The sequence below is a fragment of the Bradyrhizobium sp. 186 genome, from assembly GCF_023101685.1.
Taxonomy (GTDB): domain Bacteria; phylum Pseudomonadota; class Alphaproteobacteria; order Rhizobiales; family Xanthobacteraceae; genus Bradyrhizobium.
Map to the genome: position 1 here is coordinate 7,505,694 of NZ_CP082164.1, position 20,118 is coordinate 7,525,811.

Annotated in this window: 18 protein-coding genes and 1 pseudogene; 8 read left to right on the forward strand and 11 right to left on the reverse strand. The window is 64.1% G+C overall.

The features are described from left to right. Positions 1-194: 194 nt before the first annotated feature. The 4 genes from IVB18_RS36200 to IVB18_RS36215 form a co-directional block, all read right to left on the reverse strand. Positions 195-1,919, reverse strand: a complete 1,725-nt coding sequence (locus IVB18_RS36200; protein WP_247985065.1) for an FAD-dependent oxidoreductase — start codon at positions 1,917-1,919, stop codon at positions 195-197. A 58-nt stretch (positions 1,920-1,977) separates the two neighbouring features. Continuing rightward, positions 1,978-2,997 carry a trypsin-like peptidase domain-containing protein gene (locus tag IVB18_RS36205; protein WP_247985066.1) on the reverse strand — a complete coding sequence of 340 codons (1,020 nt, stop codon included), beginning with the start codon at positions 2,995-2,997 and terminating at the stop codon, positions 1,978-1,980. Positions 2,998-3,093: 96 nt separating this feature from the next. Next, positions 3,094-3,543 carry a hypothetical protein gene (locus tag IVB18_RS36210; RefSeq protein ID WP_247985067.1) on the reverse strand — a complete coding sequence of 150 codons (450 nt, stop codon included), beginning with the start codon at positions 3,541-3,543 and terminating at the stop codon, positions 3,094-3,096. A gap of 7 nt (positions 3,544-3,550) precedes the next feature. Next, positions 3,551-5,149, reverse strand: coding sequence for a GMC family oxidoreductase (locus tag IVB18_RS36215; RefSeq protein WP_247985068.1), 1,599 nt, complete (start codon positions 5,147-5,149; stop codon positions 3,551-3,553). Positions 5,150-5,351: 202 nt separating this feature from the next. Here IVB18_RS36215 and IVB18_RS36220 point away from each other — a divergent pair, with 202 nt between their 5' ends. After that, positions 5,352-6,140, forward strand: coding sequence for a thermonuclease family protein (locus IVB18_RS36220; RefSeq protein WP_247985069.1), 789 nt, complete (start codon positions 5,352-5,354; stop codon positions 6,138-6,140). 627 nt (positions 6,141-6,767) lie between these two features. On the opposite strand, the gene cyoD is transcribed toward IVB18_RS36220, so the two are convergent. From cyoD to IVB18_RS36240, 4 genes are read right to left on the reverse strand one after another with little or no spacing between them, the layout of a single operon-like run. Next, positions 6,768-7,157, reverse strand: coding sequence for a cytochrome o ubiquinol oxidase subunit IV (cyoD, locus tag IVB18_RS36225; RefSeq protein WP_247985070.1), 390 nt, complete (start codon positions 7,155-7,157; stop codon positions 6,768-6,770). Further along, entirely contained in the window at positions 7,154-7,795 is a 642-nt protein-coding gene (locus tag IVB18_RS36230; RefSeq protein WP_247985071.1) for a cytochrome (ubi)quinol oxidase subunit III, read from the reverse strand. Before IVB18_RS36230 ends, cyoD begins: the two co-directional genes overlap by 4 nt. Further along, complete coding sequence (gene cyoB / locus IVB18_RS36235; protein WP_247985072.1) at positions 7,795-9,795, reverse strand: cytochrome o ubiquinol oxidase subunit I; 2,001 nt, start codon at positions 9,793-9,795, stop codon at positions 7,795-7,797. Before cyoB ends, IVB18_RS36230 begins: the two co-directional genes overlap by 1 nt. After that, positions 9,785-10,618 carry a cytochrome ubiquinol oxidase subunit II gene (locus tag IVB18_RS36240; RefSeq protein WP_247991810.1) on the reverse strand — a complete coding sequence of 278 codons (834 nt, stop codon included), beginning with the start codon at positions 10,616-10,618 and terminating at the stop codon, positions 9,785-9,787. Before IVB18_RS36240 ends, cyoB begins: the two co-directional genes overlap by 11 nt. 235 nt (positions 10,619-10,853) lie before the next feature. On the opposite strand from IVB18_RS36240, the gene IVB18_RS36245 reads away from it, so the two are divergent. From IVB18_RS36245 to IVB18_RS36250, 3 genes are read left to right on the forward strand one after another with little or no spacing between them, the layout of a single operon-like run. Next, positions 10,854-11,096 (forward strand): hypothetical protein, encoded by a 243-nt coding sequence (locus IVB18_RS36245; protein ID WP_247985073.1) that lies wholly within the window; start codon positions 10,854-10,856, stop codon positions 11,094-11,096. After that, a complete protein-coding gene (locus IVB18_RS51725; protein ID WP_256476526.1) occupies positions 11,078-11,206 on the forward strand; it encodes a hypothetical protein in 129 nt (42 codons plus the stop codon). Before IVB18_RS36245 ends, IVB18_RS51725 begins: the two co-directional genes overlap by 19 nt. 1 nt (position 11,207) lies before the next feature. Further along, on the forward strand, positions 11,208-12,008 hold the full coding sequence (locus tag IVB18_RS36250; protein ID WP_247985074.1) for an SDR family NAD(P)-dependent oxidoreductase: 801 nt from the start codon (positions 11,208-11,210) through the stop codon (positions 12,006-12,008). A 183-nt stretch (positions 12,009-12,191) separates the two neighbouring features. Here the strand turns inward: IVB18_RS36250 and IVB18_RS36255 are convergent, their stop codons facing one another. Further along, a complete protein-coding gene (locus IVB18_RS36255; RefSeq protein ID WP_247991811.1) occupies positions 12,192-13,514 on the reverse strand; it encodes a sorbosone dehydrogenase family protein in 1,323 nt (440 codons plus the stop codon). 185 nt (positions 13,515-13,699) lie between these two features. Here IVB18_RS36255 and IVB18_RS36260 point away from each other — a divergent pair, with 185 nt between their 5' ends. Both IVB18_RS36260 and IVB18_RS36265 read left to right on the forward strand, forming a co-directional pair. After that, positions 13,700-14,893: a urate hydroxylase PuuD gene (locus IVB18_RS36260; RefSeq protein ID WP_247985075.1), complete on the forward strand. Its 1,194-nt coding sequence runs from the start codon at positions 13,700-13,702 to the stop codon at positions 14,891-14,893. A gap of 162 nt (positions 14,894-15,055) precedes the next feature. After that, entirely contained in the window at positions 15,056-15,913 is an 858-nt protein-coding gene (locus tag IVB18_RS36265; RefSeq protein WP_247985076.1) for a VOC family protein, read from the forward strand. Between the two features lie 351 nt (positions 15,914-16,264). Here IVB18_RS36265 and IVB18_RS36270 read toward each other — a convergent pair whose 3' ends face one another. Next, complete coding sequence (locus IVB18_RS36270) at positions 16,265-16,744, reverse strand: L,D-transpeptidase (protein WP_256476527.1); 480 nt, start codon at positions 16,742-16,744, stop codon at positions 16,265-16,267. A gap of 317 nt (positions 16,745-17,061) precedes the next feature. Between IVB18_RS36270 and IVB18_RS36275 the strand changes: the two genes are divergently transcribed. Then, a complete protein-coding gene (locus IVB18_RS36275) occupies positions 17,062-18,015 on the forward strand; it encodes a lytic transglycosylase domain-containing protein (RefSeq protein ID WP_247985078.1) in 954 nt (317 codons plus the stop codon). 18 nt (positions 18,016-18,033) lie between these two features. Here IVB18_RS36275 and IVB18_RS36280 read toward each other — a convergent pair whose 3' ends face one another. Then, on the reverse strand, positions 18,034-19,017 hold the full coding sequence (locus IVB18_RS36280) for a tripartite tricarboxylate transporter substrate binding protein (RefSeq protein WP_247985079.1): 984 nt from the start codon (positions 19,015-19,017) through the stop codon (positions 18,034-18,036). Between the two features lie 476 nt (positions 19,018-19,493). On the opposite strand from IVB18_RS36280, the pseudogene IVB18_RS36285 reads away from it, so the two are divergent. Next, positions 19,494-20,097, forward strand: a pseudogene (locus IVB18_RS36285) (hypothetical protein). The last annotated feature ends 21 nt before the right edge of the window (positions 20,098-20,118 follow it).

Sequence of the window (20,118 nt, forward strand, 5' to 3'; positions counted from 1 at the left end):
TGTCACCGCGGAAAGATTCTAGATTGCTTCGCTGCGCTCGCAATGACGAGATTGTGGGACGAGCCCGCCACACTCTCACTGTCATCGCCCGGCTTGACCGGGCGAGCCAGTACGCCGCAGCGATTGTTATAAATCGCGCGGCCTCTGGAATACTGGATGCCCCGCTTTCGCGGAGCATGACAGCGGAGGGATCGCTAGACTGAAGCTGTCGCAGCAACCCGCTCGACAGCCGCCCCCTCCGCCAGATGCCGCCCTGCGATGTACCCGAACATCAGCGCCGGCCCGAGCGTGATGCCGGGGGCCGGACAATTGCCGTTCATGATCGAGGCCATGTCGTTGCCGCAGGCATAGAGGCCCGCGATCGGCGTGCCGTCCTCGCGCAGCACGCGCGCCTGTGCGTCGACCTTCATGCCGATCGCCGTGCCGAGATCGGCCGGATGGATGCGCATCGCGAAGAATGGCGCGCGGACAATCGGCGCGACGCAAGGATTTGGTTTGTGAGTGGCATCGCCAAGATGGCGCTGGTAGATGGTGCTGCCGCGGCCGAATTCCGGATCGCGGCCGTCCCTTGCGTCGCCGTTGTAGTTCGCAACCGTCGCGGCGAGCGCGGACGGCTTGAGGCCGATCCTCGCGGCAAGCTGCTCGATGTCCGGAGCCTCGATCAGCTCTCCGCTCGCCACATAGCGCCGGACGTTGCGCGTCAACGGCTTGATGCGGCCGAGGCCGTAGCTCCAGAGGAATTGCCGGTCGCAGATCAGATAGAAGGGACGATCCGGCTCGCCATTGCCGTCGCGCAGCATGGCGAGCACGAATTCATGGTGGGACAGCGCCTCGTTGACGAAGCGCCGGCCGGCGGCATTGACGGCGATCACGCCCGGCTTGGCGCGATCCGTCACTGTGTGCGGGAAGACGCCACGGCTGCCGTCGCTCCGGCGGAACAGCGAGGCCGGCCCCCAGTAGGCCGGGCTGGTGGCCTCCGTATCCAGCGCGGCGCCGGTCGCGGTCGCGAGGCGAAGCCCGTCGCCTGTGCCGGACGTGCTGGTCGCCGAGACAAACCCGGCCGCAGCCGGGAAGAAGCGCTTGCGCAAGCTTGCATCGTGCGAAAAGCCGCCGGTTGCCAGCACTACACCGCGGCGCGCCGCGACCAGGCGATCGCGGGAGCCGTGGCGGATCACCACGCCACCGACGCGATCCCCCTGCATCGACAAGTCCTCGACGTCGGCGCTGAAGAGGATGTCGACCTGCCGCGCCAGCAGCGAGGCGTAAAGCCGTGCGGCGAGCGCGTTGCCGAGATGCAGCGTCGTGCCGCGCGGGCTGCGAAGCCGTTGCCACGCATATTCAGAGACGAGCCGTGCCGCGCGCATGGTCGAGCGCAGCGATTTTCCGACCCGGCGCAGATGCGGGATGTCGAGACGGTTGACCATCATCCCGCCGAATAGCGTGAACTCCGGCAGCGGCGGCCGCAGCCGGGCAAAACTTTTACCCAGCCGCGTGCCGTCGAAAGCGACGGGCTCGAGCACGCGCCCGCCGGAGGTTGCGCCCAATCGTTCCGGATAGTAGTCCGGATAGGCCTTCACGGCCTGAAGGCGAACCTCGGTGTTGGCTTCGAGATAGGCGATCGCCTCCGGGCCGCGCGCCAGGAAGGCCGCGCGCAAGCCGGCATTGGCGGCCTCGGGCACCGTGCTCAACAGATACTGGACGGCATCGGCGACGCTATCCGAAAGCCCCGCCTCCCTCATCTTCGGATTGGCGGGGATCCAGATCATGCCGTCCGACCACGCGGTAGTGCCGCCGACGAAGGCGGTCTTCTCGATCACCAGCACGCGCAGGCCTTCGGCGGCGGCGACGGCCGCCGCCGTCATGCCGCCGGCACCGGCGCCGATGACGATGACGTCGTAAGTCTCATGCGCCGGCATCATGCGGCAGGATTCCCGGGACGAAGCATGACCCGTCATACCCCGCCCCGCCGCCGGTGCGCTAGCGCGCCGGCTTGCGCTCGATCGGGTCGATGTCGATCGCCCGCAGGCGGCCGAGCCGCAGCACGTCCATGCCCAGCCGCCGGCCGATCCGGTCGCGGTCGAGCACGCGGATCAGATCGTCGACGCCGTTGATCTCGACGCCATCGAGCTTGATGACCACGTCGCCCGGCAGCAGCCCCGCCTTCGCCGCCGGCCCGTCCGGCTCGATCTGGGCGAGCAGCGCGCCCATCTTGTTCTCGACGCCGGCCAGCACCGCGTGCCGCCGCGGGATCGGCGCGGTCTGCCCGGCGACGCCGATATAGGCGCGGCGGACATAGCCGTGGCGGATGATCTCCGACAGCACGAATTGCGCGGTGTTGCTGGCGACCGCAAAACAGATGCCTTGCGCGCCGCTGATGATGGCGGTGTTGATGCCGATCACCTCGGCATTCGACGACACCAGCGGCCCGCCGGAATTGCCGGGATTGAGCGCGGCATCGGTCTGGATGACGTCCTCGATCGTGCGTCCGCTGACCGAGCGGATCGAGCGCCCGAGCGCCGAGACCACGCCGGCCGTCACGGTCGATTCAAAGCCGAGCGGATTGCCGATCGCGATCACGAGCTGGCCGCGCCGCAGGTTCTTGGAATTGCCTAGCGCGGCATAGGGCAAGTCGCGGACGCCATTGGCGCGCAGCAGCGCCAGGTCCGTATCCGGGTCGACGCCGAGCACCCGGGCGTCGCCGACATGGCCCTCGACGTCGCGCAGCCGGATCTCCTTGGAGGAGCCGACCACATGGCTGTTGGTGAGAACGAGGCCGTCCGGCGAGATCACGATGCCCGAGCCGAGCCCACCGCGCTCGCGGCCGTTCGGCACCTTCGGCCCGGTCTCGACGCGCACGACGGCAGCGCCGACGCGGTCGGTCACGTCGATTACGGCATTGGAATAAGCGTCCAGCAAAGCCCGGTCGTTGTCCGGGACAGCCGCTGTCGCTCGCGATGACGATCCGTCATCGGCGATTTCTGAGGTAAAATCCAACATGGCAGGAGTCCTTGAGGCTCACACAGATGGTGACCTGTTCCCTCTCGCGCAAGTAGCCCGCTTGGGATGCAAAGCTGGGCTGCTAAGGCTGGGGTGCTAGGGCGCCTTTCTCAGGCTCGTAGGCCTTGCCCTGACGGGATCGAGCAGGGACCAATCGCCGTCTTCGAGCACATAGCCCTTGGGGAACGGGGCGCGAAGCTCGAGCCCGAGGGAGCGCAGCACACGGTCGTCGCGGTAGTAGCATTGCAGCACGACGCGAACGAGCGTTACGGCGGGCGCCCCGCCGGAGGTGCGAAACTCCTGCGCCACCGCATCGCGCTTGGCGGTATCGAGTTCGCCAAGCGGCTGTCCGGCAAGCCGCGCCAAGTGATCCAGCGCCGCCGTCACCGGCTTGGTGTCGCGGCCGAGCGTCGCGAGGATGTCGGCCTGGATTGCCGGGTCGTCGGCGCCGGGCACCTTGTACTCGTCGCTGGCGGGAACGATCATCGCAGCGATGGTGCGGAGATCGTCGCGCTGGTTGCGTGTCAGTTGATTGTCTGCGGACATGGCTGCCTCAATCGAACAAATTGGCGAGGCGCTGCTTCATCTGGTCGGCGACGTAGAGCGCGATGGCCTGGATGGTCGAGGTCGGGTTGACCCCGCCCGAGGTGACGAAGACGCTGCCGTCGACGATGAAGAGATTCTTCACGTCGTGCGAGCGGCCCCATTCGTTGACCACGGAGCTTTCAGGGTCGGTGCCCATCCGCGCAGTGCCGAGCAGATGCCAGCCGCCCCACGGGATTGGCGAATTGATGCAGATGTCGGTCGCACCCGCAGTTTCGAGAACCTCCCGGCCGCGCGCCAGCGCATGCTCCATCATCTTCCGGCTGTTCTCGCTGATGGTGTAGTCGATCCTCGGCGCCGGAATGCCGTGGCTGTCCTTCAGGACCGGATCGAGCGTGACGCAATTGTGCTGCTCGGGAAGGTCCTCGCAGATCGCGGAAAATCCGAGCCGGTGGCCGTTGAGCTTGCGGAACACGCGGTGATGATCCGCACCCCACGGCAGAATCCCCCTCTGCTCGCTGACGATGGCTTCGAACACCGGCCCGGCGCCGCGCACGAACTGAACGCCGTAGCCCCGCACGAAGCCGCGCGACAGGTCGGTGTCGTAGAACTCCTTGCTCCACAGGCAGGTCGGCGGCGCGCGGTTGGAATCAGTCGGCTCCTTCACGTAGCCGTAGATCTGCGCGTAGGGATGAAACATCAGGTTCTTGCCGACGAGACCCGACGAATTGGCAAGGCCGTTCTGAAAGCGGCCGGACGCGGAGTTCAGCAGCAGGCGCGGCGTGCCGACGCCGTTGCAGGCGATGATGACGACATGCGCGGGCTGAAACTGCTCGACGCCGTCCTTGTCGTAATAGACCACGCCCGAGGCCATGCCGTTCTCGTCGGTCGTGATCTCGCGCACCCGGCAATGGGTACGCAGCTCGACGCCGGCACGGATCGCATGCGGCCAATAGGTGATGTCGGTCGAGGATTTTGCACCTTGCGCGCAAGCCGGCGTGCAATGACCGAGATTGATGCAGCGCGCCCGGCCCTCATAGTCCATCGTCGCGACCGTCGTGTCCGACGGCCACCAGTGCCAGCCGAGCTTGTTCATGGCCTTGCCGATCAGCGGCCCGGATAATCCGAGCGGCTGCGGCGGCATCGGTGGATGCGTCAGCGGCGACAGCGGATCGCCCGACAGGCCGGAGGTGCCCATCATGCGGTCGTTCTCTTCGAAGAACGGGGTCAGCGCGTCGTAGTCGATCGGCCAATCGTCGGCGACGCCGTCGAGCGTCTTGACCTTGAAATCGGAGGGATGCAGCCGGGGCCAGTGCGCGGTGTACATCACCGTCGAGCCGCCGACCGCATTGTAATTGACGACCTTGATCGGCGAATTGTCGTCGTTGATCGGGTAGTCCTCTGGGCGGCCGCGGATGTTCGGGCTCGACGACCACTCGCCGTAAAACTTGGCTTCCCAGTCCCGGCCCGTGCTCGGGTATTCCGCCGGATTCATCCAGCCGCCCTGCTCCAGGCAGAGAATGTGCATCTTGGTCTCGGCCAGCGACCACGCGACCGCGGCGCCCGAAGCGCCGGCGCCGATGATCAGGACGTCCACAGGATCGTTCATCGCGACATTTTCCTCCCGCCCTCGCCGCTTCCTGGGCGATTCGGCCATCACGGCGCGCAGGCTGACGCAGACGATAGGATCAGAGCGACCGGCGAGTAAAGCCGCGGCCCTGGAATGTCGCACTTCACAGAGCGCAGACCATTGGTATCGCCACATCCGGATGCTAGGAACGAGTGGAAAGAGCAATCGATAGCGAGACCGTATGTCCTTCACAAATTCCTTTGCCGCTGCCCGCGCTTTCGCGCTTGTTTTCTTTCTCGCTCTGCCCGGATTCCTGGCCTCCTCAGGGCCCGGCTTCGCACTGACCGCGACAGCGACCGTCCGGGACGCCAATTCCATCCAGCTTGGGGACGTCACCTACCGGCTCGACGGGGTGGATGCGCCGGAGCTCGACCAGGTCTGCATCGACGATCACGCCGATCCCTGGACCTGCGGCCTGGACGCGCGCGATCGGCTGACGAAGCTGATCGGCGGACGCCCGGTGCGCTGCGACGATGTCGGGCCGGAGAAGAGCTTTGGCAAGCGACACCGGGCGATCTGCACAGCCGAGGGCGACAAGGTCTCGTTGAACGAGCAACTGGTCAAACTCGGCTTTGCCATCGCGCGCGAGCCAGTCAAAGCGAACGTCAAGCCGGCCGCGGGCGAAGCCAAGACCGCGTCAGCCGGCATCTGGAAGGGCTGCTTTGTTGCACCGCAAGAATTCCGCACCGGCAAGAAGGACGGTGCGCTCCTGGGCGCCGCCTGCCGCGCCGACCGCGACAAGGAGATTCGTGCGGCGCTATTTCCGGAAGAGCTGACGATGCCGCCGAGTTGCAGCATCAAGGGCAAGCTCGCGGTGCGGGCGCGGGTCACCGGCAATATCGGCATCTATCATTTGCGGGGCTGCCCGAGCTACCCCGCAACCACGAAGCCGGACCGCTGGTTCTGCTCGGAGGACGACGCACAGGCCGCCGGCTTCCGCAAGGCCTATAATTGCCGCCGGCCGAAATGAGGAAGGCGCGCCAAGCGCTCAGCTGCGCCAATTCGAGACAGTATTGATCCGGAATTGAACTCTATCCGCAGTTGCTGCATTTTGAGAACGTGCGTTAGCGCCTTGGGCTAGCGCCTCCTTGGCAGCAATCCGGCTTCGGCCCGATTGTCCTTGCTCGGGCGTTTCCTCCCTAGACTTGGGCCGCTTGTCACAACAAGCGGCTCTTCTTTTTGTGCGCCCTCCTGGAGCATCATCTACGGAAGGTCGTCATGCCCGGGCTTGTCCCACGGCTGTCCGGTTCAGGCTTCGGCGTCAAAAAGCGAGTCGCTAGAGTCAATTAATGGCGTCGGGGCATAGCTGCGAATACTTGTTGTTCGCGAGAACACCGCAAATTTTCTTCATTGCGGACCTCAGCATACTCCGCTGCGGGTCGCTCGGCTAAAACGAGAGCGCAAAAATCGTGAGTCATATCAATGAATTTTGCGCTCATTACGAGTCGGTGCGTCTCGTTGCAACCGTTTTGCCTGAACCGGACAGCCGTGGGCTTGTCCCGGGCATCCACGTTCTTCGCGCCGTGGGTAAGGCGTGGATGGCCGGGACAAGCCCGGCCATGACGACGTGGAAGCTTCAACGGACCAAGCGCCCACTCTATCTGCGCATCTGCATGATCTGGTCCATCGGCGGCATGTTCTGATTGAGATGCGCCATGATCCAGACGGTTCCACCGACCACCAGGAAGACGACCAGCAACCCGAAGGCGAGCGCCAGCACGTTGTTGGTGTTGTCAGGTCCCGTCGTGATGTGCAGGAAGAACACCAGATGCACGCCCATCTGCGCGATCGCGAGCACGATCAGCGCGACCGGGATGGAGGGCTGCCAGACCAGATTGGTGCCGGCGATGAAGAACGACGTTGCCGTAAGCAGCAGCGCGAGACCGAGGCCGACCGTGTAGCCGAGGATCCGCGCACCGACACTGTGTTCCTCTTCCTCGCCTGGTGCGAGGTCGTGTTCGGTCCGCGCGTGGATCTGATCGCTCATACGCCACTCCCAAGCAGGTAAACGACGGAAAACACTGCGACCCAAATGATGTCGAGCGCGTGCCAGAACAGCGCAAAGCACATCATGCGGCGCAGGATGTCGGCGCGAAAGCCTTTTGCGAACACCTGCGCCATCATGGTCAGGAGCCAGAGCACGCCGGCCGAGACGTGCAGGCCGTGACATCCGACCAGCGAGAAGAACGCTGTCAGGAACGCGCTACGCGACGGACCATAGCCGCGGGAGACCAGATCGGCGAACTCGCGAAACTCCATGGCGAGGAACACGAGCCCCAGCACGCAGGTCACGGCCATGCCAAAGTAGAACCAGAACCGGTTGCGCACATCGGCCGCGATGCTTGCCATGCCGCAGGTGAAGCTCGACAGCAGCAGGCAGACCGTCTCGATCGCAACATTTCGCTGTTCGAAAATCTCGGAGCCCTTCGGGCCGCCCGCAGTCTGGCCGACCAGCACCGCATAGGCCGCGAAGAAGCAGGAGAACATCACGATGTCGGAGAGCAGGAAGACCCAGAAGCCGTAGGCGGTCACAATGCGCTTCGACGCGGGGCCGGGATGCTCAATGACGATTCCGATGTGATGGGGATCGGCATGGGCGCGGCCGACGGTCGCGGTCATCGACATCAGATCGCCCCTGCCATGCTGACGAGGCTGCGCCGTTCCTCGAGATTGACGCGGTCAATGCGCGCGACCTCCTCGGCCGGAATGACGTATTCGTCATGGTCGCGCCAGGCGAACACGACGAAGGTCGCGAACGCGCCGATGCCGCCCAGGATCACCATCCACCACATGTGCCAGATCAGCGCAAAGCCCATGATGGTGGCGAAGAACGCGCAGACGAAACCGGTCGGCGAATTCCGGGGCATCTCGATGTCCTGGTATTCCGGTCCTTCATGCTCGAGCGATTGCTGCTGGGCATGGATCTTCATGTCCCAATAGGCGTCCTCGCCGCGCACATCGGGAGAGAAGGCGAAATTGAACACCGGTGGCGGCGACGACGTCGCCCATTCCAGCGAACGGCCATCCCAGGGATCGCCGGTGCGGTCGCGTAACGCCTCGCGATTGCGGATGCTGACCACGATCTGCATGACCTGGCAGATCACGCCGACCGTCAGCACGACCATGCCAATCGCCGCCACGATCATCCAGGGCCGCCACGCCGCGACATCATAGTGTTGCATGCGCCGCGTCATGCCGAGCATGCCGGCGATATAGAGCGGAACGAAGGTGACATAGAAACCGAGGAAGGTGAACCAGAACGCGGCCTTGCCCCAGCGCTCGTCGAGGCGAAACCCGAACGCCTTCGGAAACCAGTATTCGAAGCCGGCGAACGCGCCGAACAGAACGCCGCCGATGATGACATTATGAAAGTGCGCCACCAGAAACATGCTGTTGTGGAGCATGAAGTCGGCCGGCGGCACGGCGACCAGCACGCCGGTCAATCCGCCGATGATGAAGGTGACCATGAAGCCGACCGCCCACAGCATCGGCGTCTCAAATCTGATGCGTCCGCCATACATCGTGAACAGCCAGTTGTAGATCTTTACCCCGGTCGGTATCGCGATGATCATGCTGGCGATGCCGAAGATGGCGTTGACGTCGGGGCCCGCGCCCATCGTGAAGAAATGGTGCAGCCAGACCATGAAGGAGATGACGCAGATCGCCATGGTCGCGAGCACCATCGAGCGATAGCCGAACAGCGCCTTGCCGGAGAAGGTCGAGACCACCTCGGAGAAGATGCCGAAGGCCGGCAGCACGAGGATGTAGACCTCCGGATGCCCCCAGGCCCAGATCAGGTTCATGAACATCATGACATTGCCACCGGCTTCATTGGTGAAGAAGTGGAAGCCGAGATAGCGGTCGAGCAGGAGCATCGCGAGCGTGGCGGTGAGGATCGGGAAGGCCGCGACGATCAGAAGGTTTGAGGCCAGTGTCGTCCAGCAGAACATCGGCATGCGCAGATAGTTCATGCCCCTGGTGCGCAGCTTCAGCACGGTGGTGACGAGGTTGATGCCGGCGACCAGCGTGCCGACGCCCGAGATCTGGAGCGACCAGGCGTAATAGTCGACACCGACGCCGGGCGAGTAGGACAGTTCCGACAGCGGCGGAAAGGCGAGCCAGCCGGTGCGGGCGAACTCGCCGATCACGAGCGAGAGATTGACCAGCAGCGCGCCGGTCGCGGCCAGCCAGAAACCCACCGAATTGAGCGTCGGAAAAGCGACATCGCGCACGCCCAACTGAAGCGGCACGATCAGGTTCATCAGCCCGATCACGAACGGCATCGCCACGAAGAAGATCATGATGGTGCCGTGGGCCGAAAAGATCTGGTTGTAGTGCTCCGGCGGAAGATAGCCCTGCGACTGGTAGGCGACCGCTTGCTGGATCCGCATCATGATGGCGTCGCTGCCGCCGCGCAGCAGCATCACCGAAGCCAGCAGGATATACATGACGCCGATGCGCTTGTGATCGACGCTGGTGATCCATTCATGCCAGAGATAAGGCAGATGCCCCTTCACCACGACCCAGATCAGCACCGCGAGGATCGCGACCAGTACCACAGCACCCGCAAGCAGTGGGATCGGCTGGTCGAACGGGATGGCCGACCAATCGAGCTTACCGAGCATCATGGCCTCCACTGTGCGGCCGGCCGGCATCGGAGATCAGCTCGGGTCCGGGCCCTGGCGGAATGTGCTGGGTCGAAATCAGGTCGAACAGCCGGGGATCGTCGAGCCGATACGTCGGCCTGCCTGTCTCGATGCCCTGCTGCATCAGCTTCGTGTAGCTCTCCTCATTGAGAACGGCATCGGACTTCGCCGTGGTCGCCACCCAATCCGGAAACGCGAGCGGCGAGACCACGTTGACGTCGAACATCATGTCGGGAAAACCATCGCCGGAGAAATGCGCCGACAGGCCCTGAAGCTTGCCCTCATTGTCGGCGCGCAGGTTCAGCTTCGTCACCATGCCGTTCATGGTGTAGATCATGCTGCCGAGCTGCGGGATGAAGAACACGTTCATCACGCTCGACGACGTCAGCTGGAAATTCAGCTCGACGCCGGTCGGCACGGTCAATGTGTTGACGGTGGCGATACGCTGGTCCGGATAGATGAAGAGCCATTTCCAGTCGAGCGAGACGGCCTGGATGCGGACCGGGCTGCCGGTCCCCGGCACGGGTGCCGCTGGATCGAGCTGGTGCGAGCCGATCCAGGCGACGCCGCCGAGCAGGATGACGGTGAGCGCGGGGATCGCCCACACCACCATTTCGATCCGGCCGGAATAGACGAAGTCCGGCTGATAGCGCGCCTTCGGATTGGACGCGCGAAACCAGAACGCAAACGCCAGGATCGCGATGATGGTCGGCACCACGATCGCAAGCATGATGAAGACGGAATCGACCAGGATGGTGCTGTTGGCCGCAGCGACCGGCCCCTGTGGATCGAGCAGATTCATCGGCAAGCCACTGTCGATTGGGAAGCCCCGAGGGAGAGCCTAACGCGAAACACGCCCCGGCAGCAAACGCAGTCGCATGAAAACGGTTCCTGAGCCGCAAGGACCAGCCACGCGCAATGAGCCAGGCGCAACATGCAATTCCATGTGATGTCAATGACATGAACGCATGAGCCACGCCCTTCTCTCCTGTCGGGGCGATTGCTAATCTGCACGAAAATAGATGGGATGAAACGACATGCAGGGCCCCGAGGACGATGCCGGTCTCGCCGGCAAGGTGGCTCTGGTCAGCGGCGGCGGCTACATCCGCTTCAAGAGCAAGCCCGATCCGCGCTTGCGGGAGCTTGCGATCCTCCAGGTCGGCTGGATAGAGAAGTCGGAAGGCGCGCGCGAGATGGTACGCGAACTCGCGATGTCGGATGCGCCTTTGCCGAGATCAAGCAGCATCTCTCCGACGAGCACATGGTCGACCTCGTGCTGACCATCGCCTTCTACTGCGCCGTGGTGCGCGTGCTCGCCACCATGAAGATCGACAACGAGCCGACTTACAAAGAGGTACTGCAGCAGTACCCGATTTCGGGAGTGAACTGACATGCGCTTGAAGGACAAGATTGCGATCGTCGTGGGCGCCGGCCAGAGCCCCGGCGAAGGCATGGGCAATGGCCGCGCCACCGCGCTAACCTTCGCGCGCGAAGGCGCCAAGGTGCTCTGCGTCGATCATCACCTGGAATCGGCGCAGGAAACCGTCGCCTTGATCGCCGCGAAGCAAGGCACCGCCGCGGCCTTCAAGGCCGACGTCACCAGTTCGGCCGATATCAAGGCGATGGTGGCCGACGCGCAGGCGCGCTGGGGCCGGATCGACGTGCTGCACAACAATGTCGGCGTCAGCCTGTCCGGCGGCGACGCCGAGCTGCTTCAATTGACCGAAGAGGCGTTCGACCGCGTCGTCGCCATCAATTTGAAGAGCTGCATTCTCGCCGCCAAGGAGGTGATCCCGATCATGCGCGCGCAGACGAGCGGCGCGATCATCAACATCTCCTCGATGGCAGCGATCACGACCTATCCTTACGTCGCCTACAAGGCAACGAAATCGGCGATGATCGCCTTCACCGAACAGCTCGCCTACCAGAACGCCGAGTACGGCATCCGCGCCAACGTCATCTTGCCGGGCCTGATGAACACGCCGATGGCCGTCGACACCCGCGCCCGCGAATGGCACAAGACCCGCGCCGAGGTCGAAGCCGAACGCGACAGCAAGGTGCCGCTGCGCAAGAAGATGGGCACGGGATGGGACGTGGCGAATGCCGCGCTGTTTCTGGCGTCGGATGAAGCGAATTTCATTACGGGTGTGACGCTGCCGGTGGATGGAGGGGCGAGTGTGAGAAGAGGATAGCGATGCAAGTACTGCCCCTTCCTTCTCCCCTTGTGGGAGAAGGTGGCGCGAAGCGCCGGATGAGGGGTCGCATCCACGAACTCACAGGTCATTCGCGGATAGAGACCCCTCACCCGGCTTCGCGTTCCGCGAAGCCACCCTCTCCCACAAGGGGCGAGGGTGCACCTTCACCGCGGCGCGAGTCTAATGCGTCACCCGCCATATCGTGCCGCTGCCGTCTTCCGAGATCAGCAACGCGCCGTCCTTGGCAACGGCGATCCCGACCGGTCTTCCCCACACCTCCGTGTCGTTCACGACGAACCCCGTGACAAAATCCTCATACTCGCCCGTCGGCTTGCCGTCCTTCATCCTGATGCGGATCACCTTGTAGCCGGTGCGCTTCGAACGGTTCCAGGAGCCGTGCTCGGCGGCGAAGGCGTCGCCCTGATACTCGGACGGAAACTGCGTGCCCTGGTAGAACGTCATGCCGAGCGAAGCGGAATGCGGCTGCACCAGCACGTCCGGCACCGTCACCTTGTCCTTGAGGTCCGGCCGCGCACCGGCATGGCGCGGGTCTTCGTTGCCGCCGATATAGAACCACGGCCAGCCGTAGAAGGCGCCTTCCTGCACGCTGGTCACGTAATCAGGCACGAGATTATCGCCGAGGCCATCGCGCTCGTTGGTCGAGCACCAGGGCACGCCGGTTTGCGGCTGGATCGCAAGGCCGACGCAGTTGCGGATGCCGGTGGCGTAGAGCTTGCGGTCCTTGCCATCGGGCGTGAAGGCAAGCACGGCGGCGCGCTCGGCCTCATAGCCCCAGGATGCGCCGAGCGGCTGCGCCTTCGACCACGCCTCGAGCCCGCCGGGCGGATTGCCCATGCCGTCGCCGACATTGCCGGCCGAGCCGACCGAGACCAGCATGCGCCTGCCATCCGGCGTGAACACGATGTCGCGGGTGGAGTGGCCCGATCCAGACGGCAGGCTCGCAACCACCGTCTCCGCCTTGGCGGACGCCTTGAGGTCGCCGACACGATAAGGAAAGCGAACGACGCTGCCGGTGTTGGCGACATAGAGCCATTGCGGATTGTCACCGCTCGGAAAGAACGCGATGCCGAAGGGTCGGCTCAGTCCGGTCGCATAGACTTCGTTGGTTGCGACCTTCGCGCCGCCTTCGCCCGCGCGCAGCACGCGGATGCGCCCGGCCCGCGTTTCCGCGACAAAGATATCGCCGTTCGGCGCGATACGAAGAACACGCGGGTCAGACAGGCCTTCGGCCAACAACTCGACCTTGAATCCCGGCGGCACCATCGGCATCGCGCCGGACCTTGCCGTCAAGCGCGTCGGATTGGCGACCGACGGCGAGGCGCCGGGCTTCGGCAGATCCTCGGGCCGGATCAGCCTGACGACACCGGGCTTGTCGGCCTGCCAACTGCCGAACGCATCCTTGCCTTGCAGCACGGACTCGGCCTGCGCGCCGGCGCAGACCGATAGCATCCATGCAGCGAGCGTCATGTGCGACACATGCATCTTCACGGCGTCCTCCTCCCGGTCTTATCTGCCAAATCCCACGTCAGCTCATGCCCGCACGATGTGCAAGAGCGCGCGGGCATCGTACTGGAAAATAACGCGGATCGGTGCGACACATTGGAAGGGCGACCGCCAGTCGCGGTCATCAAAGCCGCGGCATCGATGTCGCGATTGATGGGGTGATCATGTGGGGATCGATCGTATCGGAATGGGCCAGCCTGCTGCTGCGCTGGCTGCATGTCGTGGCGGCGATCGGCTGGATCGGCAGTTCCTTTTACTTCATCCATCTCGATCTCAGCCTGAAACCCGGGGCTGACCTGCCGGACGGCGTGCAGGGAGAAGCCTGGCAGGTCCATGGCGGCGGCTTCTACCGGATCATGAAATATCTGGTGGCGCCAAGCCAGATGCCGGAGGAGCTGACCTGGTTCAAATGGGAGGCCTACACCACCTGGCTCTCCGGCTTCGCGCTGATGGTGGTGGTGTACTATCTCGATGCCGACCTGTTCCTGGTCGACAAATCGATCCTCGACCTCACGCCGTTCCAGGCCGGGCTGTTCAGCCTCTCGAGCCTCGCGCTGGCATGGCTGCTCTATGAGGCCGCCTGCCGCACCGGGCTGGCCCAGCGCGAGCTCGGCTTTGCCATCGGCGGCTATCTGTTCCTGGTCGCACTCACCTTCGCCTTCACGCATGTCCTCAGCGGACGCGGCGCCTTCAACCAGATCGGGGCGATCATCGGCACCATCATGGTCGCCAATGTCTTCGCGGTGATTATCCCGAACCAGAAGAAGATCGTGGCCGCCCTGATCGCGGGCCGGGCGCCCGATTCGAAACTCGGCAAGACCAGCAAGGAGCGCTCGGTCCACAACAACTATCTGACGCTCCCTGTGGTCGTGCTGATGATTAGCAACCACTATCCCCTGCTCTATGCCACCCGCTTCAACTGGATCATCGTCGCGATCGTGCTGGCGCTGGGGCCGGTGATCCGTCACTTCTTCAACGAGCGGCATGCCGGCCGCAAATCGCCATGGTGGGTGTGGGGTGTCGCGGCGGCGGGCGCGATCGCGATCTTCTTCCTCTCCGCGGCCGGCCCGCGCGAGGTGAAGACGGGCGCGCTGTCGGCACAGCCCACGCTCGCCAATGTCGAGGAGATCGTGATGTCCCGCTGTAGCATGTGCCACGCGGCCGAGCCGGTCTGGGCCGGCATCGTGACCGCGCCGAAAGGCATCCTGCTTGACGGTCCCGAGAACATCCACCGCAATATCCGCCTGATCGGCCGCGTGGCCGCATGGTCCAACGCGATGCCGCCGGGCAACATCACGGAAATGACGAGCGAGGAGCGCGCCATCCTCGCCGCCTATATCAGCGAGCAGGATCGCTGACGCCATCGACCGTTGCGCGTCGACGCAGCGTTTCGCGAAATGAAATTCCGCTTTTGCCGGCGATTTCAAAATGACTTGAGCGTCCATCCATCGTAGACAGGACATGGTACGGTCGTTTTTGCGATCGTCAGCTCAGCTTGAAGACATGCCGGGGAAATCACAGTGGCCCTCAAGAACGTCATCGGTATCGACCACGCCGTAGTCATGGTGAAGGACCTCAACAAGGCTGCCGAGAATTACAAGCAGCTCGGCTTCACCATATCGCCGCGCGGCACCCACAGCGCGCATATGGGCTCCGGCAACTACACCATCATGTTCGACCCGGACTATATGGAGCTGCTCGGTGTGCTCGCGCCGACCGAACACAATGCGCCGGCGCGCGCCTTCCTCGACGAGCGGGGTGAGGGCATCGAACGCATCGCCTTCACCGCGGTCGATTCCGCCGCCGGTGCGGAGGAGATCCGCGCGCGCGGCCTGGTGCCGATCGGACCGACCGATTTCGAGCGGCCGGTGACGCTGCCAAACGGCACGGTGTCGGCGGCAAAATTCCGCACCTTCATGTGGCCGACCTCGGAAGCGCCGGGCGGCGTACGCATCTTCGCCTGCCAGCACAAGACGCGTGAGACGGTCTGGATTCCCGAACTGATGAAGCACGCCAATGCGGCGAAGCGGATCAAGCAAACGCTGATCGCAACGCCCGAGCCGGCGAAGGAGGCGGCACATCTTGCACACTTGATCGACCGCGAGCCGAAGCTCGAAGCCGACGGCGCGGTCACCGTGCCCTCTGGCGGCGACCGTGCCGATTTCGTTTATCTGACACTGGACCAGCTCGGCAAACGCTATCCCGGCGTGCCGCTGGCGGGCCTCTCCGAGCGCGGCGGCGCGGCGCTGGTGCTGGTGAGCGGCGATCTCGCAACGACCGAGAAGGCGCTGGGTTCGGCCGGCGCGCGTAGCGGAGCGGCCATCTGCGTGCCACCAGCCAAGGCCAACGGCACCCTGCTCGCCTTCATTGCAGGCTGATTTGAACCAATTCTTTAACGTGTGTTTACCCGGCGGCCCTAGAATTCCCGGCAGTCCAAGCCGCCTGGGGCTAACCGCATGTTTCGAGAAAGCTCGCCGATCGCCTATGACGCGCCGGCCGAACTGAAGAAGTGGCCGTCGCTGAAAGGCGAGAGGCAGAAGGACAGAGGTCCGCCCTATATGGTCTATAACGGCACGCTCGCGGATTGCGTCCGTGAGCTGATGGGAAAGCCGATCAAGGGCATCTCGCTCTACGACATCATGACGAGGCCGCAGCCGGCGTTCGAGCAGACCGTTCTGTCGCCCGGCGACGCCGCCGAGATCGCGATGCGCAAAGGACTTTCCAAAAGATTAGTTCGAGGCGCGCTTTGCGGCAGGCTTTCCCTGCCGCTTCGACGAGGACTCCGTCGGCGCATCGAGGAAGACAACCGGCGTGCCGCGCTTGACGTTTTCGCCTAACGTGCGGACGTCCCAATTCGTCAACCTGATGCAGCCATGGGACGCCGACTTGGTGATCCTGTCGGGCTCCGCCGTTCCGTGGATGCCGTAGCTCTGAGCCGACAGGCCGATCCAGTACGCTCCCACCGGATTGTTCGGCCCCGGCTTGACGTCGAACGGTTTCCTGGATTTGACGCTGTCGAACTTGTAGTCGGGATTGTAGTGATAGGTCGGTTTGTCGTTGGTCGAGGCGACCTTGACCGTCCCGCTCGGCGTCGGACGATCCGGGCTGCCGATTGACGCCGGATAGAACGCGACCTGGCGATCGGACCCATCAAACGCCTTCAACGTCCCGCTCTTCTTATCGATCTCAAGCCGGGCAATGCGCGGCAACTCTCGCCGTGCCGAAACATTCGCAACGGCGATCGTCTCCCCGGCTTTGTCGGCATCACCGCTGTTGCATCAAGGTTGCCTGCGAGCGCCGGGATGGCAAGCCACAGCAAAATCATCGCGCCGATCATCCACCGCATCATCTTGCGCATCCCAATCGCAAATGATCCGCAAACGCCCGGAGAGTTTCTCTTCGGGAACACCGTAGTAACACCGGCGGAACCGACGAGATCGCAGCTTTGCCGCAATCGCAGGGTTAAGACGTCCTTATCGTCGGCGCATCGCCGGCCGTTCACCCACAGTTCGAGGTTGCCCCAGCAATGCGATTTGTCGTCGCGGCTTGCGCCGCGTTTATGGTTCTGATGTGCGACCTCGATCCGTCGGCGTCCCGGCAAGCATCAACTTTCAACAACTCCGTTCTTCAGAACAATCGAGCCTCCCCACTCGTTCCGGTCGTCGAACTGTTCCTCGCGAGCGTGCAAGCCATCGAGCTCACCAATGCACGCGCGGCTTATGAGGAGACGGTCGAGCCGCCGCGCCCGGTCGAATCCGTCGCGCCGGCGCCGGTTTCACCGACCGAACGGTTCTGCCACGCGCTCACGGAAGCGGCTGAGGCCAGCGGCATTCCGGTGCCGTTCTTTGCGCGCCTGCTCTGGCAGGAGAGCCGCTTTCGCTCCAACGAGGTCAGCGGCGCCGGCGCACAAGGTGTCGCGCAGTTCATGCCGGGAACGGCCGCGGAGGTCGGGCTCGATGACCCCTTCGATCCCATGAAGGCCTTGCCCGCATCGGCAAAGTTCTTGCGTAAGCTCCGCGACGATTTCGGCAATCTCGGCCTCGCCGCAGCCGCTTACAACGCAGGCCCGGGTCGCATCCAGAAATGGCTTGCCAAGGAAAGTGGGCTGCCGCGCGAGACGCGCGACTATGTCCGGATCATCACCGGCACGAAAGCGGAGGACTGGATCGAGCGCTCCGAGGCCCTTGCGATCCGGATCGACCTGCCGCGCGAAGCCCCATGCGAAGGCATCGGCAGCCTTTCCAAGACCAAGGATGTCGCCTGGGTTCCCGTGAACCTGGCACCTACGGTCACCACCATCATTCGCAAAGCCGAGCAACTGGCGGCGCGATTCACGGCGAACCGTGCGCGCAAGCAGTTCGCATCCATGCTCCGGAAGAATGTCTCGGCCCATGGCAAGGCGCGCAGCATGATCGCGGCACGCGCGGCCGGAAAGAGTGCGAAGGCCCGCGCCATCCGCGTCGCGTCGCGCGAGCACTGATTGATCAGGCCGGACGCCTCAATCGGATTTGATGTTCGCCGCCGCCACCACCTCGGCAAGCTCCTTCGTCTCCTTCGTGATCTTCGCAGCGTACTCGGCCGGGCTGAGCACGGAGACCACGCCTTGCGTCTCCAACCGTTCCCGCAACACCGGATCATTGGCGGCCGCGATGATCTCCCGATGCAGCATCTCGAGGATCGGCACGGGTGTCGCCTTGGGCATGAAGAAGCCGACCCAGAATGAGAGATCGAAGCCGGGATAGCCGGCTTCCGCAACGGTCGGCACGTCGGGCAACGACGACAGCCGCTCGACTGACGACACCGCGAGCGCGCGCAGCTTTCCATCCCTGACCAGCGGCACGGCGGAGAGCGGATCGAACACCGCCAAAACCTCCTGCGCGAGGATGCCGACCTCGGACGCCGCACCGCCGCGATAGGGCACGTGGATCATCTTGATGCCGGCGCGCTGGCCGAGCAGCTCCATCGCGAGATGGGCGAGGTTGCCGTTGCCGCCAGAGCCGTAAGCGAGTTCGCCCGGCTTGGCCTTCGCGGCGGCGACGAGATCGGCCACGGTCCTGATGTCGGCGGTCTTGGGAATCTCCGGATTGACCACGAGAACGAGCGGCGCCGAGACGACAGTGGTCAGCGGGGCGAAGTCCGCTTGCGGGTTGTAACGAATGTCCTTGAACAGCGTCTTGTTGAGGGTGATCGTGGATGAGTTGCAGGCCAGCATCGTGTAGCCGTCCGCTTCCGCATGCGCCACGCCCTCGGCCGCGATCATGCCGTTGGCGCCGGCGCGGTTCTCGACTACGAAGGGCTGCCCGAGCTTGTTGCCGAGCCGGTCGGCGATGATGCGCGCGACCACGTCGACCGGACCGCCCGCGCTGAAGCCAACCATGATCTTGACCGGGCGCGTCGGATATTTTTGCGCATCGGCCTGCGCCGCCAGCGTCGAAACGCACAGTCCGCCGATGACCGCCAGCAGGCGAAGCCTTCGTTGCATTCGTTCTCTCCCCAGACGTCGACGCCGCCTGTGCATGTTGTTGGTGCGACGCGTTCGGCGATCATGATGAGCGGCCGTACTGATTTTCGCAATCGTGTTTCCACGCACGCGACATGCTCGACAATTCCGCCGCACGGCAAGCGAAGGCCGCCGCCAAACAAAAAATGCTAAAACAACCCCATGCACAGTAGCCGACGCTAGCCAGAACAAGGACTTGCGCGGGGCAAGGACTTGCAGGGCAGACTTGCACGGGGGAAGGATTTGCGCGTCCCGCAAAGGCCTTTGACACGTCGGGCAAAACACCGGCAGGATGGCATCATCGCGAGAGCCGTCAGCGCCTGCCCCACCCGGCCCCGGGCGCTTCGACAGCACTGCGCGAAAAACCCGACATCTCAAAATCGTACAGCGCGCCACAGCGAGCGGCTTGATCCGCACGGAACGCGCCCGCGCGTCTGCGCCAACGAAGGACACAGGACATGACGACATCCCCGAAACGCAACACGACGGCATCGATCGCCACAAACAATCACGCCGGGTTCGCCTCAAGCCCGCGGGTCAAACTCTCCCGGAGGCGAATTTCGATCGACCATCCGGACCCGCGCGCCGGCGAACGACTGCTGGCCGATGCGCTGGGTGCCGTCGACCGCGACGTTGGATCGCCTGCTCAAGCAATTGGTGAAGGCCAGCGTGATCGGCCAAAAACCGGATGAAGCCAATCTCGCCTTCATGATCTCGATGATGAAGAGCATCGGCCCGCGGGATTCCATCGAGGCCATGCTGGCGGCCCAGATGGTGTGCGTTCACGTCGCCGCGATGCGATGCGCCTGTCGCCTCGCCTGCACTATCGACATCCAGCAGCAGGAGAGCGCCACGCGCGCACTCGGCCGGCTCATGCGCATTTTTCCGGCCCAGGTCGAGGCGCTCAGCCGCTACCGCAACAATGGCGAACGCGGCATCACCGTGCAGAACCTGTCGGTGCAGGATGGTGGGAAGGCGATCGTGGGGAATGTCACCCAGCATGCGAGCGTGCTCGTGTCGGAGCCGAAGCGGGGCGACGCAAGGCAAGGCGCCACCGCATGACCGGCGGCCACGCCCGCAACA